Raw genomic sequence first — 21056 nt, 5'->3', positions numbered from 1 at the left:
CCAAGGTTCCGCCCCCCTAGCTTGGCGCCAATCAGGGAGTGACCCATGGCGAAACGCCCCATTTTCGAGGAAGCCGGTGCCAGCGAGGCGCCGCGAGCCGCCGCCCGCTCGACCATCGAGGCGCCGACCGGCGCGCGGCGGGCGATCCGGGTCTGGCTGGGGATCCTGTTCCTCATGGTCGCCGCCATGATCGCCGTGGGCGGGCTGACGCGGCTCACCGATTCCGGCCTGTCGATCACCGAATGGCGGCCGGTCAGCGGCGCGCTGCCGCCGATGACCGAGGCCGATTGGCAGGCGGAATTCGACCTCTATCAGCAGATCGACCAGTTCCATCTGCTGAACGCCGAGATGACGCTGTCCGAGTTCAAGTCGATCTATTGGTGGGAATGGTCGCACCGGCAACTGGGCCGCGCGGTGGGGCTGGTCTGGGCGCTGGGGTTCCTGGGCTTCCTCGCCTTCCGCAAGATCCCGCCGGGCTGGCACGTCCGGCTTCTGATCCCCGGGGTCCTCGGCGGCGTTCAGGGCGCCATCGGCTGGTGGATGGTGTCTTCGGGCATCACCGCGGGTGAGGGCGTGACCTCGGTCGCCTCCTACCGGCTGGCGACGCATCTGGGGCTGGCTTTCGTCATCCTCGGCGTGCTTGCCTGGGACATGTTCCTGCTGGGCCGACCCGAGGCGCAGCTCTTGCAGGCGCGGCGGGGGCGTGAGGCGAAGCTCTATTCCCTTTCCACCGGCCTCATGCATTTCGCCTTCCTGCAGATCCTGCTGGGCGCGCTGGTCGCGGGGATCGACGCGGGCCGGGGCTATACCGACTGGCCCTTGATGGCGGGCGGCATTTTCCCGCCCGGCATGTGGGAGCTGACGCCCGTCTGGCGCAATCTGTTTGAAAACGACGGCACGGTGCAATTCATCCACCGACTCTCGGGCTATCTGCTGTTCGTCTTCGGCGTCATCGTCTGGAACCGGGGCCGGAAATCGAGCTACGCGCCGACCCGAAGCGCCTTCCACATGGTCTTCGCGGCGCTGGCCGCGCAGGTCGTGCTGGGCATCGTCACCGTCATGCAGGGTGCGCCGCTGGCCTTGGGCCTCTCGCATCAATTGCTGGCGGTCCTTCTCTGGGTGCTGATCATCCGCGCCCGCTATCTGGCTCAGTATCCGCTGGGCGGCACCATTCGGAGGGCGGCATGAACGCTTTCGAGAAGATCGTCGCGCATGAGCGCACCACCTGGTCCTTGGCGCAGGTCATGGGCCGGCTGGGCTGGGATCAGGAGACGATGATGCCCCGCGGCGCGGCGGACCAGCGCGGCGAGGAGATGGCGGCGCTGGAGGAGGTGCTGCACGCGCGGCGCACCGATCCGGCGCTGGGCGAGTGGCTGGAGGCGGCCGAGGCGCCCGATGAGAAGGGCGCGGCGATCCTGCGGCATGTGCGGCGCAATTATCAGCGCAACACTCGGGTCCCGGCGGCGCTCGCCTCGGAACTGGCGCGCGTGACCTCGGTCGCGCAGGGCACCTGGGCCGAGGCGCGCGCCCGCGATGACGTGGCGCATTTCCTGCCGACGCTGACCCGGGTGATTGCCCTGAAGCGCGAGGAAGCGGCGGCGCTGGCGCAGAATGGCGACCTTTATGACGCGCTGCTCAACGATTACGAGCCCGGGACCAGCGGCGCGGAAATCGGCGCCATGTTCGCCCGGATGCGGCCGCGTCTGGTGGCGCTGAGGGAAAAGGTGCTGGCCGCCCCTGCCCCGGCGGCCTTGAAAGGCGAATACGGGCGCGACGGGCAACTCAGGCTCAGCCGCACCCTGGCCGAGGTCTTCGGCTACGATTTCGCCAAGGGCCGCATTGACCTGGCCGTGCATCCCTTCTCCTCGGGTTCGGGCGCCGATGTGCGGATCACGACGCGGGTGGCCGAGGCTGATCCCTTCAACTGCTTCTATTCGACGATCCACGAGGTCGGCCACGCCTGCTACGAGCAGAACATCGACGAATCCTACCGCTTCTCGCCGCTCGGCGAAGGCGTCTCGATGGGCGTGCATGAAAGCCAGAGCCGGATCTACGAGAACCAGCTCGGCCGCTCGCGCGCCTTTACCGGCTGGCTGCATGGCCAGATGGGGCGCGAATTCGGCGATCTGGGCATGGATGCCGAGGGGTTCTACCGGGCCGTCAACCGCGTGCAGCCCGGCTTCATCCGCACCGAGGCCGACGAGGTGCATTACAACCTGCATATCATGATGCGCTTCGATATCGAACGCGCGCTGATCTCGGGCGACCTGTCCCCGGCCGAGCTGGAAGCCGCCTGGAACGACCGCTTCGCGCAGGATTTCGGGGTGGCGGTGGACCGGCCCTCGCACGGGATGTTGCAGGATGTGCATTGGTCGGTGGGCCTGTTTGGCTATTTCCCGACCTACACGCTGGGCAATGTCTATGCCGGCTGCCTGATGAAGGCGCTGCGCAAGGATCTGGTTGGGATCGACACCGCGCTGGCCGAGGGCAAGCCGACCGTCGCCACCGACTGGCTGCGGGAAAAGCTGCAACAGCACGGCGGCCTGCGCGAGCCGCGCGAGACCATCGCCCATGCCTGCGGGTTCGAGCCGGACGAGGGCCCGCTGCTGGACTACCTGGAAGCGAAGTTCGGCGATATTTACGGGGTCTGAGGGCGCTCAGCCCTCGCCCCGGTCGCCCAAGAGCCGGTCGATGGGTGCGTAATCGTCGGTGAAGACGACATGCGGGCGGCTGGCCAATATGTCATCGACCGACGAGGCCGCCACGCGGATCGCGTTGCCCCAGGGCGTCGCCAGCTGCGGCTGGGCACTCGGCCCCTCGCCCGCCACCAGCACGAAGACCCGCCGGTTCTCGGCCGGGTCGTGCTGACGCTCGGTCCAGACCTCGACATGGGGCCAGACGGCGCGGGCCGTGGCGACCATCGAGGCCAGAACCTCCAGCCGGTCCATGTGGTCGATCACGTTCATCAGATAGACGCCGCCGGGGTTCAGCCGCTCGCGCACTGTCGCGAAGAATTCCCGGGTAATCAGGTGCTGGGGCACGGCGATGTCAGAAAAGGCATCGCCGATGATGACGTCATAGCGCGTGGCCTCCGCCGCCAGGGTCCGGCGGGCGTCGGCGTGGATGATGCGGTCGGCGCCGGGTTCGTACCAGAAATGGTCGATGGCGGCCTGCGTCACGGCCGGGTCGACCTCGGCCACCGTGACCGAAACCGGCGTGCCCCGCGCGTGCCAGGAGCGCGGCACGGTATAGCTGCCGCCCCCGATCAGGAAGGCCGACCATTGGTCACGGTCCGCCATGCGCAAGCGCGGCAGCCCCTCCAGCATGATCCCATGCGGCGTCAGCATGGCCGTGGGGTCCAGCCCGTCCGCCACCCCATGCACCAGATGGTCCAGCACCATGAAGCGCATGGGCGCGCCCGGCTCGCCCTCGTCGATCACCCGGATGCAGAAATAATCGCTTTCGACCGTACAGGGGTCGGGCTGGGACAGGGCCGACAGCGCCAGCGCCGCCGGGGCCAGCAGCGCCGCGCTGCCCGCCCCGATCCCCGCCCTGCCACCGGCCGAGACCAGCGAGGCGATGCCGAGCCCCGCATAGACCACCGCGACCACGACCAGCGTGCCGACCGACCCCAGCCACGAGATGAACACGAACCCCGCCGCCAGCGTGCCCAGGATCGCCCCCCAGGCCCCGGCCGCGAACATGGCGCCGAGCGCCCGTCCCTTGCGGTCCGGGTGCCGGACCACGGCGATCATCGACAGGATCGGCGCCGGGATGCCGGCGAAGAACGAGGGCAGGAAAAAGACCAGCAGGGTCAGCGCGACGATCGAGGCGACCGGATCCTCCAGCGCCGTGACCACCGGCCCCGCCGCGCCCCGCAGCACGAAGACCGCGCCCGCCGTGGTCAGCGAGGCCGCCAGCATCGCCCAGCCGTTGGCGCGCAACGCGGCCTCCGGCGTGCCCTCGGCCAGCCGCCCGCCGATCCAATGCCCGGCCGAGAACCCGGCCAGCACCACGGCAATCACCGAGGTCCAGGTATAGAGCGACATGCCGACATAGGGCGCCAGCATCCGGCCCGCCACGATCTCCACCACCAGGCTCGCCGCCGCCACGCTGGCCTGCACCGCCACCAGCACCCAAAGTCGATGCATGCCCACCCCGTTCCTGCGTCTCTGCCCGGCGCAACCTTAGTCCGCGCCCCGCCTGAAAGGCAATTGCACCCGGCGCCCTCAGGGACGCGGCAGAACCCGGCGCATCTTGATCGGCCGCAGCACCAGATGGGTCTGGACCTGCGCGATCCCCTCGATGCGGAACAGCCCCTGCTCCATGAAGGCGTTGAAGGCCGCGAGATCGGCGCAAAGCACCCGCAGGTGATAATCCATCGCCCCGGTGGTCGAGAAGCAATCCAGCACCTCGTCATGGCGCATCACCTCGGCGGTGAAGCGCTCCACCACCTCGCGGGAATGGCGCGCCAGCGTGATATGGATCAGCGCATGAAACCCGAGGCCCGCCTTGGCCGCATCGACCTCGGCCCGGTAGGCGCGGATCACGCCCGCCTCCTCCAGCGCCTTGACCCGCCGCCAGCAGGACGAGGTGGAAAGGCCGACCCTTTCCGCCATCTCCTGGTTGGAAAGCCGGGCATCGGCCTGCAACAGGTCGAGCAGTTTCCAGTCGATTTCTTCCAGCATCAGCGCCGTCCCTGGCAAAATTCACCACTGAGGCTATGTAATTCGGAACGCCTGTGAAAGAAAGCCCGTCCGCCCGGGCAAATCTGACACCCCTTTCCGCGTGCCCCGGCCTAGACTGGGGAAAAGCCCGGAGGTCTGCCATGAACGCCCCTAGCCGCCCCCTCGACGACTACGCCCTCGACGACCGCTATACCCGCCGCGACGGCCGCGTCTTCCTGACCGGCACGCAGGCGCTGGTGCGCGCGACGCTGGATCAAGCCCGGCGCGACCGCGAGGCGGGGCTGAATACCGCCGGGCTGGTCAGCGGCTACCGCGGCTCGCCGCTTGGCGGGGTCGATCTGGAGATGTGGCGCCAGAAGAAGCGCCTGACCGAGGCCGGGGTCGATTTCCTGCCCGCCGTCAACGAGGATCTGGCCGCCACCGCCATCCTCGGCAGCCAGCAGGTCGAGACCGCCGAAGGCAAGCAGGTCGAGGGGGTTTTCGGCCTCTGGTACGGCAAGGGCCCGGGCGTCGACCGGGCGGGCGACGCGCTGAAACACGGCAACGCCTATGGCGCCTCGCCCCATGGCGGCGTGCTGGTGGTGGCGGGCGATGACCATGGCTGCGTCTCGTCCTCGATGCCGCATCAATCGGACGTGGCCTTCATGGCCTGGTTCATGCCCTGCCTGAACCCGGCCTCGGTCGCCGAATTCCTGCCCTTCGCCGAATGGGGCTGGGCGTGTTCGCGCGCGAGCGGCACCTGGGTCGGCTTCAAGGCGGTCTCGGATGTGGTCGAAAGCGCCATGTCCATCGACCTGCCCGCCGACCGCGTGTTCCGCGCCCCCGTGCTCGAGGATTACCCCGGCGGCTTGCATTACCGCTGGCCCGACCTGCCCGGCGTGCAGATCGAGGAACGGATGGAGGCCAAGAAACGCGCCGTCATGGCCTTCGCCGAGGCCAACCCGCTGGACTGCGCCGAATACGGCCATGCCGCCCGCTTCGGCTTCGTCACCACCGGCAAGGCGCATCTGGACCTGCTGGAGGCCCTGTCGCTGCTGGGGCTGGACCGGGCGGCCTGCGCGCGGCTCGGCATCGACCTCTACAAGGTCGGCATGGTCTGGCCGCTGGCCCGCCGCGACGCCCTGCGCTTTGTCGAGGGCAAGGACGAGGTGATGGTGATCGAGGAAAAGCGCGGCATCATCGAGAGCCAGCTCAAGGAATATTTCTACGACTGGGACGGCGCCAAACCCCGCCATATGGTCGGCAAGAACGACGAGAATGGCGCGCGGCTGGTGCCCTGGACCGGCGAACTGACGCCGCGCCTGCTGCTGCCGCTGATCGCCCGGCGGCTGGACCGGATCTTCCCGGATCAGGGCTTCCCGGCCCGCGCCGCCGCCATCCTCGGCCATCAACCCAAGGTCCTGCAGATCCCCGGCGCCACCCGCACGCCCTATTTCTGCTCGGGCTGCCCGCACAACACCTCGACCAAGGTGCCCGAGGGGTCAAAGGCCCTGGCCGGCATCGGCTGCCATTTCATGGCCTCCTGGATGGGGCGCGAGACGACCAGCCTGATCCAGATGGGCGGCGAGGGGGTGAACCACGCGGCCAGCAGTCGCTTCACCGGAAAACCCCATGTGTTCCAGAACCTTGGCGAGGGGACCTGGTATCACTCGGGCTCGATGGCGATCCGGCAATCCATCGCCGCGGGCGCCAATATCACCTACAAGATCCTCTATAACGACGCGGTCGCCATGACCGGCGGCCAGCCGGTCGACGGGCCGGTCAGCGTGCAGGCCATCGCCGCGATCTGCCGGGCCGAGGGGGTGGAGCGGATCGCGCTGGTCTCGGACGACATCGGCAAGTTCCGCAAATCCGACCTGCCCGCCGGGACCACGTTCCACGACCGGGCCGCGATGGACGCCGTGCAGCGCGAGCTGCGCGAGGTCCCGGGCGTCACGGTCCTGATCTACGAACAGACCTGCGCCACCGAAAAGCGCCGCCGCAGGAAGCGCGGCACCCTGCCCGACCCGCTGAAATTCGCCATCATCAACCCCGCGGTCTGCGAGGGCTGCGGCGATTGCTCGGTCGCTTCGAACTGCCTGTCGGTGGAACCCATCGAGACCGACCTCGGCCCCAAGCGGCGCATCAACCCCAGCACCTGCAACAAGGATTTCTCCTGCCTCGACGGCTTCTGCCCCTCTTTCGTCACGGTCGAGGGCGCGGAACGTCTGAAACCCAGCCCGCAGGCCCGCCCCGACCTTGAGGCGGCGCTGGCCAGCCTGCCCCTGCCCGACCTGCCGCAAGCCAAGACCTGGGATCTGCTGGTCACCGGCGTTGGCGGCACCGGCGTGGTGACGGTCGGTCAGATCACCGCCATGGCCGCGCATCTGGAAGGGCGCGGCGTCTCGGTCCTCGATTTCACCGGCTTCGCGCAGAAATTCGGCCCCGTGCTGTCCTACCTGCGCCTCGCCCCTCGCCCGGCGGATCTGACGCAAGTCCGCATCGACGCGGCCTCCGCCGATGCGCTGATCGGCTGCGACATCGTGGTCTCCTCCTCGCCCAAGGCCTCGGCCTGCCTGAACCCCGCGACCAAGGCGGTGGTGAACCTGGCCGAGATGCCGACCGGCGACATCGTGCTGAACCGCGACGCCTCGTTGAAGGTGCCGGCGCGGGTCAAGGCGCTGGAGGCGGCGGTGGGCGAGCTTGGCGCGCTGAACGCTGGCAAGGTGGCGGAGGAGCTGCTGGGCGACACGGTCTTCGCCAACATGCTGATGCTGGGTTACGCCTGGCAAAAGGGGCTGGTGCCGGTCGGGCTGGAGGCGCTGCAAAAGGCCATCGCGCTGAACGGCGTGGCGGTGGCGGCCAACGCCCGGGCCTTCGCGCTGGGGCGGTTGGCGGCGGTCGATCCCGCCGTGTTCCGGGCGCCCGAACCGCAGCCCGAAAGCGTCGCGGCGCTGGTCGAACGGCGGGCGGCGATGCTGACCGCTTATCAGAACGCCGCCTATGCCGAGCGGTTCAAGGCGGCCCTGACGCCTGTCGCCGGGGATGACGACCTGACCCGCGCCGCGGCCGAGGGGCTTTTCAAGCTGATGGCCTACAAGGACGAATACGAGGTGGCGCGCCTGCACCGCGACCCCGCTTTCGCCGCTCAGATCGCTCGCGATTTCGGCCCCGGCGCGCGGCTCAGCTATCACCTCGCCCCGCCGATGCTGCCCGGCAAGGACGGCCGGGGCCGCCCCAGGAAACGCCGTTTCCCGGGTTGGGCGATGGGCCCCGGCTTCGCATTGTTGGCGCGGATGAAAGGGCTGCGGGGCACCGCCCTCGACCCCTTCGGCCGGACCGAGGAACGGCGCATGGAGCGGGCGCTGATCGGCTGGTACGAGGGGCTCATCACCAAGGCCGCTCAAGGCGACAAGGAGCGCGGGCTGGCCCTGCTGACGGCGGCACGCGGAATCCGGGGCTATGGCCCGGTGAAAGAGGCCGCAGTCGCCCGGGTGAAGGCCGAAGTCGACGGAATGACCGCCCGCTGAGGGCGGTTTTGCACAGGCTTCCCGCTGTGCATAGTTTTCCGGGCTTCGGGCTGGGTTGTGGGCGGGTTGGGCGGCTTGGTTGACGAGTCCGGCTTCACTCCACCCACAACCTGTCGGTTTCGTGAGACACTTACTTACGCCATTACAATACCTTGACGAACACTCCTAACACCGCCGCATTGCGGCATCTGGTGGCAGCCGAGTCTGTCCCTGACCCCGGTTAAACACCTTTTATTTGCCTGACATTCGGGCGCCTGTGGATAAGTTCGTGTATAGAATCGTCGGTCGAGGCGCCGTGAAGCCCTTGAATCCCGCACGCCGGACCGTCGCGATTCTAAATTGTCTGACATCCACAGCAGCCTTCCCCGCACCGATCCACAGCCCCGATCCTCGCCGTTAGCGGAAACATTTGCGTTTTGCGGGGGAATCCCCTAAGCGCAGAACACGCTTGATGAGGTTGCCGATGACCCCTGCCCTGCAAAGCCACGCCACCCGCCTGCTCTGCGAGCTGGCCCCGGTGATTCCGGTGCTGGTGATCGAGGATCCGGCCCATGCCGCCCCCCTCGCCCGGGCGCTGGTCGCGGGCGGTCTTCCGGTGCTGGAGGTGACGCTGCGGACCGATGCCGCGATCGAGGCCATCGCCGCGATGAGCGCGGTGCCCGGCGCGCGGGTTGGGGCGGGCACGGTGCTGAGCGCCCATGATGTGTTGCGCGCCAAATCGGCGGGCGCCACTTTCGCCGTCTCGCCCGGCGCCACCCCCGGCCTGATCTCGGCCTGTTCGGCCGAGGCGCTGCCGCTGCTGCCGGGGGCGGCGACGGCCTCCGAGGTGATGGCGCTTCTGGAACAGGGCTACCGGACGATGAAGTTCTTCCCCGCCGGTCCCGCGGGCGGCCCCGCCTATCTGAAGGCGCTGCACGGCCCGCTGCCGCAGGCGACCTTCTGCCCGACCGGCGGCGTCAGCCCCGAGAATGCCCGCGACTACCTGTCGCTGCCCAATGTGGCCTGCGTCGGCGGCTCGTGGGTCGCGCCCGCCAAGCTGATGGCGGCGGGCGATTGGCAGGGCATCGTGGCGCTGGCGCGAGAGGCGGCGGGCCTGCCGCGCTAATCGAACCGCCCGCCGCGCCCGGCCCCCGCGGCAAAGCGCGCGGCTCCGGCGGCGCCCTCGGCCTTGACCATCCCCGCGCTGACCCATTCGCGACGCAGTGCTGCGGCCAGCGTGGCCGGTTCCATCCGCGCCGACAGGAAGTCCGCGCGCAGGCAGCCCTGCGGGAAGCGCGTCAGGCCATCGGCCAGTTCCAGCGCCGCGGTCAGTGCCTGACCATTGCCGACCACGCGGTCGCTGAGGCCCATTGTCAGCGCCTCTTCCGCCCCGACCGGGCGGCCGGTCAGGATCAGGTCATTGGCCCGCCCCTGCCCGACGATCCGCGGCAGTCGCACCGTCCCGCCGTCGATCAGCGGCACGCCCCAGCGGCGGCAGAAGATCCCGAACTGCGCGTCGGCGGCCATGACCCGCAGGTCGCACCACAGCGCCAGCTCCATCCCCCCCGCCACGGCCGGGCCCTCGATGGCGGCGATCACCGGCTTTGACAGCATCAACCGCGAGGGGCCCATCGGGCCGGGCACGGGCTGCGCCACCGGGTCCCAGTCCCCGGGCGGGTCGAGCGCGGCGATCCAGCCCAGCCCCTCGGCGCCGGAGGCCGCTTTCAGGTCAAAGCCTGCGCAGAAATAGCCACCCGCGCCGGTCAGGATGGCGACATCGACCTGCGGGTCCGCGTCGAAGGCCAAGGCTGCGTCAAACAGCGCCCGGGCCAGCGCGGGGTTCACGGCGTTGCGTGCCTCGGGCCGGTCGAGGGTCCAGACCCGGACCCGGCCGATGGTCTCGATCCGCAGCATGTCAGACCTCCTCGATGGCCAGAACCCCCTCGACCCGGCGCAGCTGGTGGCGCAGTTGCGGGGTCACGCGGACCTGACGGCCAGCGTCGATCTCGATCTCGCCGCCGGTCGTCCGGTCGGGCACGGAAAACCGCAGCGGGCCGAAGGCCTTGCGTGGCGCCGGGCCGGATTGCTCGTCGAAAAGCGCGATCAGCTCCGCCAGCGCCGAGGCGCTTTCCAGCCGCACCTTCAACCCCGACGCACCCGCATCGGCCACCACGTCATCGACCGGCTGCGCGCCCCGGGCCAGCAGTTTCAGCGACTCGCCCTCCATCGTCGCCTCGACGGTCAGCACCACGTTCATCCCGGGGTCGAGGAACTGGCGGCTGGCTTCCAGCGTCTCGGAAAACACCGTGACCTCATAAAGGCCGGTCGGATCCGAAAGCCCGACAAAGGCGAAGCGGTTGCCACGGGCCGATTTGCGTTCCTGCCGGGCGCTGACCGATCCGGCGATCTTGGCGACCTTGGCGCCCCGGGCCGAAACCTCCCGCGTGAGTTCCGCCAGCGTCATGACATCCTTGCGCTTCAAGGCGCCGGCGTAATCGTCGAGCGGATGGCCCGAGAGGTAGAAACCGACCGCGGCGTGTTCATTCGACAACCGGTCCATCGGCAGCCAGTCATGGCCGGTGGCCAGACGCGGCGGCGGCAGGTCGTCGCCCCCGGCAAAGAGCGAATGCTGGCCCGAGGTCGCCGCCTCGATGGAGGCCGAGGAATAGGCCACCAGCGCGTCGAGGCTGTCGAGCACCCGCTTGCGCGATTTCTCCAGCGCGTCGAAGGCGCCGGCGCGGGCCAGCATCTCCAGCGGGCGCTTGCCGACGCGCTTCAAATCCACGCGCTTCGCGAAATCGGTCAGGTCGCGGAACGGCTGCTCGGCCCGGGCCTCGACAATCAGCTTCATCGCCTCGACGCCGACGTTCTTCAGGGCGCCCAGGGCATAGACCAGCTCGCCCTCGACCACGCTGAAGGTCGCCAGCGAGCGGTTCACGCAGGGGGGCACGATGGCGATGCCCATCCGGTCGACCTCGCGCTTGTAGACGGCCAGCTTGTCGGTCAGGTGGATATCGCAGTTCATCACCGCGGCCATGAACTCGACCGGGTGGTTGGCCTTCAGCCAGGCGGTGTAATAGCTGACCACGGCATAGGCGGCGGCGTGGGATTTGTTGAAGCCGTAGTTGGCGAATTTCTCCAGCAAGTCAAAGACTTCGCCGGACTTCTTCGCGTCGATTCCATGGGTCGCCTTGCAGCCTTCGATGAACTTCGGCCGCTCCTTCGCCATCTCTTCGGCGATCTTCTTGCCCATGGCGCGGCGCAGAAGGTCGGCGCCGCCCAGCGAATAGCCGCCCATCACCTGGGCGATCTGCATCACCTGCTCCTGATAGACGATGATGCCCTGCGTCTCTTTCAGGATGTGGTCGATGGTCGGATGGATCGATTCCAGCGGTCGGAGCCCGTGCTTCACCTCGCAATAGGTCGGGATATTCTCCATCGGGCCCGGACGGTAGAGGGCCACCAGCGCTACGATATCCTCGATGCAGGTCGGCTTCATGCGCCGTAGAGCGTCCATCATCCCCGAGGATTCCACCTGGAAGACGGCGACTGTCTTGGCCTCGGCGTAGAGCCTGTAGGTCTTGGCATCGTCGAGCGGGATCGCGTTGATCTCGTTGACCGCGCCCTCGGGCGGGTCGTAAAGCGGCGTGCCGTCGGGCGCGATATGCAGATCGCGGCCCGAGGTATGGATCAGGTCGATAGCGTTCTGCACCACGGTCAGGGTCTTGAGGCCGAGGAAGTCGAACTTCACCAGCCCCGCCTGTTCCACCCATTTCATGTTGAATTGCGTGGCCGGCATGTCCGAGCGCGGGTCGCGATAGAGCGGCACCAGCGCATCGAGCGGCCGGTCGCCGATCACCACACCCGCCGCGTGGGTCGAGGCGTTCCTGAGCAGCCCCTCGACTTTTTCGGCGTAGTCCAGCAGGCGGGCGACGACCTCTTCCTTGGCGGCCTCGCGCAGGCGCGGCTCGTCGGCCAGCGCCTTGGTCACGCTGACCGGCTTCACCCCTTCTACCGGGATCATCTTCGACAGCTTGTCGACCTGACCGTAGGACATCTGCAACACGCGCCCCACGTCGCGCACTGCGGCCTTGGACAGGAGCGCGCCGAAGGTGATGATCTGGCCCACCTTCTCGCGCCCGTATTTCTGCTGGACGTACTGGATCGTCTCCTCGCGCCGGTCCATGCAGAAGTCGATGTCGAAGTCGGGCATCGAGACGCGTTCGGGGTTCAGGAACCGCTCGAACAGCAGCGAATAGCGCAGCGGGTCCAAGTCGGTGATGGTCAGCGCATAGGCGACCAGACTGCCCGCGCCCGAGCCCCGGCCCGGCCCCACCGGGATGCCGTTATCCTTGGACCATTTGATGAAATCGGCCACGATCAGGAAATAGCCGGGAAAGCCCATCTGCTCGATGATGTTCAGCTCGAAGGTCAGCCGGTCCTCGTATTCCGACACCGGCGCCGCGTGCGGGATCACCGCCAGACGCGCGCGCAGCCCGTCCCAGGCCTGACGGCGCAGTTCCTCCACCTCGTCATCGGCGAATTTCGGCAGGATCGGCTTGCGCTTGTACGCGGCAAAGGCGCAGCGGCGGGCGATCTCGACGGTGTTTTCCAGCGCCTCGGGCAGGTCGGCAAACAGCGCCGCCATCTCCTCGGGGCTTTTCAGGTAATGCTGCGGGGTCAGGCGGCGGCGGGGCGATTGCTGATCGACATAGGCGCCTTCCTTGATGCAGAGGAGCGCGTCATGCGCCTCGAACATCTTGGCCTCCGGGAAATAGACGTCATTGGTGGCGACGATCGGCAGGCCCATGGCATAGGCCATTTCCAGAAACGGGCGTTCCGTCGCCTGCTCGGCCGCGGTCAGCGCGCCGCCCTCGCCGGGATGGCGCTGGAGTTCGACATAGAGCCGGTCGCCATAGGTCGCGGCCAGAAAATCCATGATCTCCTGCGCGCGGGGTATCTGCCCGTCGCGGATCAGCCGCCCGACCAGCCCGTCCGGGCCGCCCGACAGGCAGATCAGCCCCTCGGCGTGCTGGGCCAGCTCATCGGGCGTGACATGCGGCAGCGAGCCGTCGGTACGCAGATAGAGGCAGGAATTGAGCAGCATCAGGTTCTCATACCCGCGCTCGTTCTGTGCCAGCAGGACCAGAGGGGCGCCCGGACGCGGCTTCTCGCCCGGCTGGCGCGCGGGCAATTGCACGTCGATCTGGCAGCCGACGATGGGCTGCACGCCCGCCCCCTTGGCCACGACCGAGAATTCCAGCGCCGCGAACAGCGCGTTGGTGTCGGTGATGGCGACGGCGGGCATGCCGCGCTTGTCGCAGGTCTTCACGAGGCTCTTCACCGGCACCGCGCCTTCCAGCAACGAATATTCGGTGTGCACTCGCAGGTGAATGAATCGGGGATTGGCCATGATCAGAGCTTATCCAGCGCGCAGGGACGTGCAAGGGTGACGCCATTTTCTACAGAACGGCGAAAATGCTTCTCGCGGATGCGGCAAGTCTGTGCTTGCCTGAAAAGCCCCGCCAATGTTCACTTGAACCCAAGAACAAGGGGCACGGAGGCGTCCTAGGCCGCCCTGACCGGAACGACAAGCCCCTTCGGGAGAGACGCATGACCGGCATCCATTTTGTCCTGAACGGCGCAGCTGTCACGGTGACGGGGCAGCCGCCGACCCGCACCTTGCTGGACTGGCTGCGCGAGGATCGCGGGCTCAAGGGCACCAAGGAAGGCTGCAACGAGGGCGATTGCGGCGCCTGCACCGTCATGGTCTCGGACGCGCGGGGCTCGCGCGCGGTCAATGCCTGCATTCTGTTCCTGCCGCAGCTGCACGGCAAGGTCGTGCATACGGTCGAGGGGCTGAAGGGCCAGCATCCGGTGCAGGCGGCGATGGTGGCCGAGCACGGCTCGCAATGCGGCTTCTGCACGCCCGGCTTCATCATGTCGATGGCGACCGGGCATCTGAACGGGGTCACGGATCACGACACGCATCTGGCCGGCAACCTCTGCCGCTGCACCGGCTACGCGCCCATCGTCCGCGCCGCCGAATCGGCCAGCCGCGAGGCGGTGCCCGAGTGGTTGAAGGCTGAAGCCTCCGCCGTCCCCAGTGTCGAGCCGCCGGAAGGCGTGGCCCTGCCCCGTTCTTCCGACGAACTCGCCGCCTGGTACGCGGCCCATCCCGACGGGCGACTCATCGCCGGGGCTACCGACGTGGGCCTCTGGGTCACCAAGCAGTTGCGGGATCTGGGTCCTGTGGCCTTCCTCGCCGGGGTCGAGGACATGCGCGGGATCGAGGTGACGGAAGACGCGATCCATATCGGCGCCGTCACCACGATCGCCGAGCTTCTGCCCGCCGTCGCCCCCCATCACCCCGGTTTTGCCGCGATGCTGCGCCGCTACGGATCCGCGCAGGTGCGCGAGGCCGCGACCATCGGCGGCAACATCGCCAATGGCTCGCCCATCGGCGACAGCCCGCCCGCGCTGATCGCGCTGGGGGCGACGCTGTATCTGCGCAAGGGCGATACGCGGCGCTCGCTGCCGCTCGAGGAATTCTTTCTGGAGTATGGCAAGCAGGACCGCGAACCCGGCGAATTCGTTGAGGCCGTCAGCATTCCCCGCCAGCCCGACCGGCTGAAATGCTACAAGATTTCCAAACGCTTCGATCAGGACATCTCGGCCCTGCTGGGCTGCTTCAACGTGACGGTCGACGGCGGCAGGGTGAGCGCGGCGCGCATCGCCTATGGCGGCATGGCGGGCATCCCGAAACGCGCGACAGCGGTGGAGGCGGCGCTGGTCGGCCAGCCCTGGACCGAGGCCACGATCACCGCCGCCCTGCCCGCCTTCGCCCGGGAGTTCACGCCGATGTCCGACATGCGCGCCTCGGCCGAGTACCGGCTGGAGGCGGCGCAGAACCTGCTCCTGCGCTATTTCCTCGAGGATCAGGGCCTTGCCACCAATGTGCTGGAGGTCTCGGCATGAGCGTCCACAAACCCCTCCCCCATGACGCGGCCCCCCTGCATGTGACGGGCGAGGCGCGCTATGTCGACGACATCCCGACGCCCGCAGGCACGCTGCATCTGGCCTTCGGCCTGTCGAGTGTCGCGCATGGCGAAATCACGTCGATGGAGCTGTCGGCGGTTCGTGCGGCGCCCGGGGTGGTGGCGGTCCTGACCGGCGATGACATTGGTCACGCCGATTGTTCACCTTCAAACAATGATGAGCCGCTGTTGGCGCTGGGCATGGTGCATTACGTCGGCCAGCCGGTCTTTCTGGTCATCGCCGACAGCCATCTCAATGCCCGTAAGGCCGCGCGACTGGGCAAGATCACCTATGCCGAGAAGCCTGCCACCCTGACGGTCGAGCAGGCGCTCGCCGCCGATTCCCGCTTCGAGGACGCCCCCCGCATCTGGGCCCGCGGCAACCTGCCTGACGGTTTCGCCAAGGCGGCGAAAGTCATCGAGGGGCGTCTGGAAATGGGCGGCCAGGAGCATTTCTACCTTGAGGGCCAGGCGGCGCTGGTCCAGCCGCAGGAGGGGGGCGACATGCATGTCACCTCCTCGACCCAGCACCCGACCGAGATCCAGCACAAGGTCGCCCATGCCCTGCATCTGCCGATGCATGCGGTCCGGGTCGAAACCCGGCGTATGGGCGGCGGCTTCGGCGGAAAAGAAAGTCAGGGCAACCACTTGGCCGTCGCCTGTGCCTTGGCGGCCCGGCTGACCGGCAAGCCCTGCAAGATGCGCTACGACCGCGACGACGACATGGTGGTGACCGGCAAGCGGCACGATTTCCGCATCGACTACACGGTCGGAATCGATGCCGAGGGACGGCTGCTGGCGGTCGATTTCACCCATTACACGCGGGCGGGCTGGTCGATGGACCTGACCCTGCCGGTCGCCGACCGCGCCATGCTGCACGCCGACAACGCCTATTGGCTGCCGAATATCCGCATCGAAAGCCATCGCCTGCGCACCAACATGTGCTCGGCCACCGCTTACCGCGGTTTCGGCGGACCACAAGGCATGCTGGGGATCGAGCGGGTGATGGATCACGTCGCCAGTGTTCTTGGCAAGGACCCGCTGGAGATCCGCAAGGCGAATTTCTACCGCGCCAGCACGCCGGCCAAGGCAGGTCCCGGCACCGGCAAGCGGTTCAGCGCTGAACATTCGCCGAAGACCGCCGCGGCGCCCGGCGTCCAGACCACCCCCTATGGGCAGGAGGTCGAGGATTTCATCCTGCATGAGCTGGTCGCACAATTGGAGAAATCCGCCGATTACGCAGCCCGGAAGGCAAAGATTGCCGACTGGAACGCGGCCAATCCGGTGCTGAAAAAGGGAATCGCGCTGACGCCGGTGAAGTTCGGGATCAGCTTCACGCTGACCCATCTCAACCAGGCGGGGGCGCTGGTCCATGTCTATCACGACGGCTCGATCCATCTGAACCACGGCGGGACCGAGATGGGTCAGGGCCTGTTCCAGAAGGTGGCGCAAGTCGCGGCCTCGGCCTTCGGTGTGCCGGTCGAGGCGGTGAAGATCACCGCGACCGATACCGCGAAAGTGCCGAACACCTCGGCCACGGCGGCGTCTTCCGGCAGCGATCTCAACGGGATGGCGGTCAAGGCCGCCTGCGACACGATCCGCGACAGGATCGCCGGACATCTGGCCGAACGCCATAAGACCACCGCCGACAAGGTGAGCTTCGCCGAAGGCCGGGTCAGCGTCGGCACCGTCGACATGAGCTTCGCGGAAGCCGCGATGTCGGCCTATACCGCCCGCGTCAGCCTGTCCTCAACCGGCTATTACGCCACGCCGAAACTGGCCTGGGACCGCATCGCCGGGGACGGGCGGCCGTTCTTCTACTTCGCCTATGGCGCGGCCTGCGCCGAGGTGGTCATCGACACGCTGACCGGCGAAAACCGGATCCTGCGCGTCGATATCCTGCATGACGCGGGCACCAGCCTCAACCCCGCGCTGGACAAGGGCCAGGTCGAGGGCGGCTTCGTGCAGGGCGCCGGATGGTTGACCACTGAAGAATTAGTCTGGGACGACAAGGGCCGCCTGCGCACCCACGCGCCCAGCACCTACAAGATCCCGGCCTGCGGCGACCGGCCGCGCGTCTTCAATGTCGATCTCTGGGTCGGCGCCAACCCCGAGGACACGATCCACAAATCCAAGGCCGTGGGCGAGCCGCCCTTCATGCACGGGATCGCCGTGCTGATGGCGCTCAGCGATGCGGTGGCGGCCTGCGGCGATGGCTCGACCTACGTCAATCTCGACGCCCCCGCCACGGCCGAGCGGATCCTCGGCGCGGTCCGGCGGCAGCGGGGCGGCTATGTTTGACCGGGCCGCCCTTGTCCGTGCCGTCGCGGCCCATGGCGTGGTCACCCGGGTGGTGATCTGCGCGCATCAGGGCTCGTCGCCCCGCGAGGCGGGAACCGCGATGTTGGTCTGGGCCGGGGGCCAGGAGGGGACGATCGGCGGCGGCGCGCTGGAATACGAGGCCGCGGCCGAGGCGCGGCGGATGCTGCCGGGCGCGGCGGCAAAGACCCAGAAGATCGCCCTGGGCCCGGCGCTGGGCCAATGCTGCGGCGGCGCGGTGACGCTGGGGTTCGAGGTCTTCGACGCCAGCGCGTTAACCACGATTCCCGAAACCGGCCTCCATTCCCGCCCCCTCGCCCGGGACGCTGCCGGGGAGCCCCCGCTCGCCCTGCGCCGGGCCGAGAAAATCGCGCGGGGCGAGGGCGTTGCGGTGACGCGCTACCTGCAGGGCTGGCTGTCGGAACCGGTGGCGCCGAGGCCCCGTGACCTGTGGATCTGGGGTGCGGGCCATGTCGGGCGGGCGCTGGTGCATACGCTGACACCCCTGTCCGGCCTCGCCCTGACCTGGCTCGACACCGACCGCGCCCGCTTTCCCGAAACCATCCCCGACGGCGTCACCCCCCGCATCGCGGCGAACCCCGCGGCGCTGGTGGCCGAGGCGCCCGCGACCGCCGAACACCTGATCCTGACCTTCAGCCATGCGCTGGATCTGGACCTCTGCCACCGGATCCTCGCCCATGGCTTCGGCGCCTGCGGCCTGATCGGCAGCGCCTCGAAATGGGCGCGGTTCCAGAGCCGCCTCAGGGCACTGGGTCACGCGCCGCAGGATATCGCCCGCATCCGCTGCCCGATCGGCGATCCCGCCCTGGGCAAGCATCCGCAGGCCATCGCCATTTCCGTCGCCGCCGAGCTGCTTGCCCGGCCCGCCCTTGCCCCAGCCAGAGAGGCCGTCCGTTGACCCCACCCCTCCTGTCCATCCAGGGCCTGACCAAGGTCTATCCCGGCGTCGTCGCCAACAAGGACGTCACCTTCGACATCGGCGAGGGCGAGGTTCACGCGCTGCTGGGCGAGAACGGCGCCGGAAAATCCACGCTGGTCAAGGCCATCTACGGGCTGATCCGGCCCAATGAGGGCACGATGCTCTGGCGCGGCCAGCCCTATGCGCCGAACGCCCCTGCGCAGGCCCGCGCCACCGGCGTCGCCATGGTGTTCCAGCATTTCAGCCTGTTCGACGCCATGGACGTGGCCGAGAATGTGGCGCTGGGGATGGACAACCCGCCGCCGATCCGCGAGCTGGCGGCGCGGATCACGGAAGTCTCGAACAATTACGGCCTGCCGCTGGACCCGTCGCGGATGGTCGGTGACCTTTCGGCCGGGGAACGCCAGCGGGTCGAGATCATCCGCTGCCTGCTGCAGAACCCGCAGCTGCTTATCATGGACGAGCCGACCTCGGTCCTGACGCCTCAGGAGGTGGAGATCCTGTTCCGCACCCTGCGGCAGCTTCGGGCCGAGGGGCGCTCGATCCTCTATATTTCGCACAAGCTCGAAGAAATCCGCTCGCTGTGCGAGAATGCGACGGTGCTCCGGCTGGGCAAGGTGGTGGGCCGGGCCGATCCGCGGCAGGAAAGCGCGCGGTCGCTGGCCGAGATGATGGTCGGCCAGACGCTGCACACGCCCTCGCGCCCCGCGGCGCAGCCGGGCAAGATGTTGTTGCAGGTCACGGACCTGTCGGTCGCCTCGCCCTCGGCCTTCGGCACCTCGCTCAAGAGCGTGTCGCTGGCGGTACGGGCGGGCGAGATCCTGGGCATCGGCGGGGTGGCGGGCAACGGGCAGGACGAACTCCTCGGCGCGCTCTCGGGCGAGATCCGGGCCAATGCCGAGGCGGTCCGGATGGCGGGCGAGCCGGTCGGGCAATTCGGGCCGAACGCGCGGCGCGCCATGGGCCTGCTGTGTGCCCCCGAGGAACGGCTGGGCCATGCCGCCGCCCCTGACATGAGCCTGACGGAAAACGCCCTGCTGACCGGCGCCTGGCGCGAGAAACTGGTGACCCGGGGTTTCGTCAACTGGGGCAAGGCCCGGGGCTTCGCCGAAAAGGTCATCGAGCGTTTCGACGTGCGCACCCCCGGCCCCTGGGTCGCGGCGCGGGCGCTTTCGGGCGGGAACCTGCAGAAATTCGTCATCGGCCGCGAGATCCTGCAACGGCCCTCGGTGCTGGTGGTGAACCAGCCGACCTGGGGCGTCGATGCCTCGGCCGCGGCCTCGATCCGGCAGGCGCTGCTGGATCTGGCGCAGGCCGGGGCGGCGGTGGTCGTCATCAGCCAGGACCTCGACGAAATCCTTGAGGTTGCGGACAATTTCGCGGCGCTTAATGGCGGAAAGCTCAGCGCGCCACGGCCGGTGCAGGGGCTGACCATGGACCAGATCGGCCTGATGCTGGGCGGTGCGGAAACGGGAGAGACCGATGTTGCGGCTTGAAAGACGCCCCTCGCCGTCAAAAGCGTGGAACTACGCCACCCCGGTCGTCGCGGTGCTGCTGACCATGATCGCGGGTGGGATCCTGTTCACCATCCTGGGCAAGAACCCGTTCGAGGCGATCAAGCTGATCTTCTGGGATCCCCTGTTCAGCGAGCAATTCGCCGCCTATTCGCGCCCGCAGCTGCTGGTCAAGGCGGGGCCGCTGATCCTGATCGCCGTGGGGCTGTCGATCGGCTTCCGGGCCGGGATCTGGAACATCGGCGCCGAGGGGCAATACATCGTCGGCGCGCTCTGCGCGGCGGCCGTGGCGCTGGCCTTCTATCCCGCGGAATCGGTGCTGGTTTTCCCGCTGATGATCGTGGCAGGCGCGCTGGGCGGCTGGGCCTGGGCGATGATCCCGGCCATCCTGCGCACCCGGTTCAACACCAACGAGATCCTCGTCTCGCTGCTGCTGGTCTATGTCGCCGAGAAACTGCTGGCCGCCGCCGCCACCGGCTTCATGCGCAACCCGCAGGGAGCGGGCTTCCCGGGATCGCGCAACATCAACCAATATGCCTCGGCCGCGAACCACGAGATCTTTGCCGGAACCGGGCTGCATTGGGGGGGCGTCGCGGCCTTTGTCGCCGTCCTTTTCACCTATATCATGCTGCAACGCCATATCCTGGGCTTCCAGGTGCAACTGGCCGGTCAGGCACCCCGCGCCGCGCGCTTTGCCGGGGTTGCGCCCGCGCGGCTGGTCTTGATGTGCATGGGGATCTCGGGCGCCTTCGCCGGGATGGCCGGCATGTTCGAGGTGGCGGGGCCTGCACGGCTCATCTCCATCGACTTCAACGCGGGCTATGGCTTCACGGCGATCATCGTGGCCTTCCTCGGGCGGCTCAATCCGATCGGGATCGTGCTGGCGGGGCTGTTGCTGGCGCTGACCTATATCGGCGGCGAACTGGCGCAGTTCATGCTGAACCTGCCCGCCGCGGCGATCCAGGTCTTCCAGGGGATGCTGCTGTTCTTCCTGCTGGCGCTGGATGTGCTGTCGAATTACCGCGTCCGGCTGTTCCTGCCGCAGCGCGCCACCACGGAGACTGTCTGAC

13 protein-coding genes are annotated in these 21056 nt (G+C 68.1%); 9 read left to right on the top strand and 4 right to left on the bottom strand.

What is annotated here, in order from left to right:
* Window positions 1-45: 45 nt before the first annotated feature.
* Both ctaA and DDE23_RS06810 read left to right on the top strand, forming a co-directional pair.
* Window positions 46-1188, top strand: coding sequence for a heme A synthase (gene ctaA / locus DDE23_RS06815; protein WP_107750297.1), 1143 nt, complete (start codon window positions 46-48; stop codon window positions 1186-1188).
* A complete protein-coding gene (locus tag DDE23_RS06810) occupies window positions 1185-2651 on the top strand; it encodes a carboxypeptidase M32 (protein WP_107750299.1) in 1467 nt (488 codons plus the stop codon). Before ctaA ends, DDE23_RS06810 begins: the two co-directional genes overlap by 4 nt.
* 6 nt (window positions 2652-2657) lie before the next feature.
* Here DDE23_RS06810 and DDE23_RS06805 read toward each other — a convergent pair whose 3' ends face one another.
* Entirely contained in the window at window positions 2658-4151 is a 1494-nt protein-coding gene (locus DDE23_RS06805) for a fused MFS/spermidine synthase (protein ID WP_107750301.1), read from the bottom strand.
* A 78-nt stretch (window positions 4152-4229) separates the two neighbouring features.
* Window positions 4230-4688, bottom strand: a complete 459-nt coding sequence (locus tag DDE23_RS06800; RefSeq protein WP_107750303.1) for an Lrp/AsnC family transcriptional regulator — start codon at window positions 4686-4688, stop codon at window positions 4230-4232.
* Window positions 4689-4828: 140 nt separating this feature from the next.
* Between DDE23_RS06800 and DDE23_RS06795 the strand changes: the two genes are divergently transcribed.
* Together DDE23_RS06795 and eda are read left to right on the top strand one after the other, a co-directional pair.
* Window positions 4829-8197, top strand: a complete 3369-nt coding sequence (locus tag DDE23_RS06795; RefSeq protein WP_107750304.1) for an indolepyruvate ferredoxin oxidoreductase family protein — start codon at window positions 4829-4831, stop codon at window positions 8195-8197.
* 463 nt (window positions 8198-8660) lie between these two features.
* Complete coding sequence (eda, locus tag DDE23_RS06790) at window positions 8661-9302, top strand: bifunctional 4-hydroxy-2-oxoglutarate aldolase/2-dehydro-3-deoxy-phosphogluconate aldolase (protein ID WP_107750307.1); 642 nt, start codon at window positions 8661-8663, stop codon at window positions 9300-9302.
* Here the strand turns inward: eda and DDE23_RS06785 are convergent.
* Entirely contained in the window at window positions 9299-10090 is a 792-nt protein-coding gene (locus DDE23_RS06785; RefSeq protein WP_107750309.1) for a crotonase/enoyl-CoA hydratase family protein, read from the bottom strand. The two genes, eda and DDE23_RS06785, sit on opposite strands and share 4 nt — an antisense overlap.
* A 1-nt stretch (window position 10091) precedes the next feature.
* Complete coding sequence (gene dnaE / locus DDE23_RS06780) at window positions 10092-13589, bottom strand: DNA polymerase III subunit alpha (RefSeq protein WP_107750311.1); 3498 nt, start codon at window positions 13587-13589, stop codon at window positions 10092-10094.
* Window positions 13590-13789: 200 nt separating this feature from the next.
* On the opposite strand from dnaE, the gene xdhA reads away from it, so the two are divergent.
* Genes xdhA through DDE23_RS06755 form a run of 5 tightly spaced genes read left to right on the top strand, consistent with a single transcriptional unit; the run spans window position 13790 to window position 21055 of the window.
* Entirely contained in the window at window positions 13790-15154 is a 1365-nt protein-coding gene (xdhA, locus tag DDE23_RS06775) for a xanthine dehydrogenase small subunit (RefSeq protein ID WP_107750313.1), read from the top strand.
* Window positions 15151-17514, top strand: a complete 2364-nt coding sequence (xdhB, locus tag DDE23_RS06770) for a xanthine dehydrogenase molybdopterin binding subunit (protein WP_107750316.1) — start codon at window positions 15151-15153, stop codon at window positions 17512-17514. The genes xdhA and xdhB overlap by 4 nt, the downstream gene beginning before the upstream one ends.
* Window positions 17507-18451 carry a xanthine dehydrogenase accessory protein XdhC gene (gene xdhC / locus DDE23_RS06765; protein ID WP_107750318.1) on the top strand — a complete coding sequence of 315 codons (945 nt, stop codon included), beginning with the start codon at window positions 17507-17509 and terminating at the stop codon, window positions 18449-18451. Before xdhB ends, xdhC begins: the two co-directional genes overlap by 8 nt.
* Window positions 18448-19968, top strand: a complete 1521-nt coding sequence (locus tag DDE23_RS06760) for an ABC transporter ATP-binding protein (RefSeq protein ID WP_107750320.1) — start codon at window positions 18448-18450, stop codon at window positions 19966-19968. The genes xdhC and DDE23_RS06760 overlap by 4 nt, the downstream gene beginning before the upstream one ends.
* Window positions 19955-21055: an ABC transporter permease gene (locus DDE23_RS06755; RefSeq protein WP_107750323.1), complete on the top strand. Its 1101-nt coding sequence runs from the start codon at window positions 19955-19957 to the stop codon at window positions 21053-21055. The genes DDE23_RS06760 and DDE23_RS06755 overlap by 14 nt, the downstream gene beginning before the upstream one ends.
* Window position 21056: the final 1 nt, after the last annotated feature.

This window comes from Pararhodobacter aggregans (assembly GCF_003075525.1).
Lineage (GTDB): Bacteria > Pseudomonadota > Alphaproteobacteria > Rhodobacterales > Rhodobacteraceae > Pararhodobacter > Pararhodobacter aggregans.
The sequence above is the reverse complement of the archived record's forward strand: the minus strand, read 5'-3'. Positions and strand labels throughout refer to the sequence as shown.

Coding starts and splice junctions, on each gene's coding strand:
- ctaA (WP_107750297.1), top strand. CDS start 46: ATGGCGAAACGCCCCATTTTCGAGGAAGCCGGTGCCAGCGAGGCGCCG.
- DDE23_RS06810 (WP_107750299.1), top strand. CDS start 1,185: ATGAACGCTTTCGAGAAGATCGTCGCGCATGAGCGCACCACCTGGTCC.
- DDE23_RS06805 (WP_107750301.1), bottom strand. CDS start 4,151: ATGCATCGACTTTGGGTGCTGGTGGCGGTGCAGGCCAGCGTGGCGGCG.
- DDE23_RS06800 (WP_107750303.1), bottom strand. CDS start 4,688: ATGCTGGAAGAAATCGACTGGAAACTGCTCGACCTGTTGCAGGCCGAT.
- DDE23_RS06795 (WP_107750304.1), top strand. CDS start 4,829: ATGAACGCCCCTAGCCGCCCCCTCGACGACTACGCCCTCGACGACCGC.
- eda (WP_107750307.1), top strand. CDS start 8,661: ATGACCCCTGCCCTGCAAAGCCACGCCACCCGCCTGCTCTGCGAGCTG.
- DDE23_RS06785 (WP_107750309.1), bottom strand. CDS start 10,090: ATGCTGCGGATCGAGACCATCGGCCGGGTCCGGGTCTGGACCCTCGAC.
- dnaE (WP_107750311.1), bottom strand. CDS start 13,589: ATGGCCAATCCCCGATTCATTCACCTGCGAGTGCACACCGAATATTCG.
- xdhA (WP_107750313.1), top strand. CDS start 13,790: ATGACCGGCATCCATTTTGTCCTGAACGGCGCAGCTGTCACGGTGACG.
- xdhB (WP_107750316.1), top strand. CDS start 15,151: ATGAGCGTCCACAAACCCCTCCCCCATGACGCGGCCCCCCTGCATGTG.
- xdhC (WP_107750318.1), top strand. CDS start 17,507: ATGTTTGACCGGGCCGCCCTTGTCCGTGCCGTCGCGGCCCATGGCGTG.
- DDE23_RS06755 (WP_107750323.1), top strand. CDS start 19,955: ATGTTGCGGCTTGAAAGACGCCCCTCGCCGTCAAAAGCGTGGAACTAC.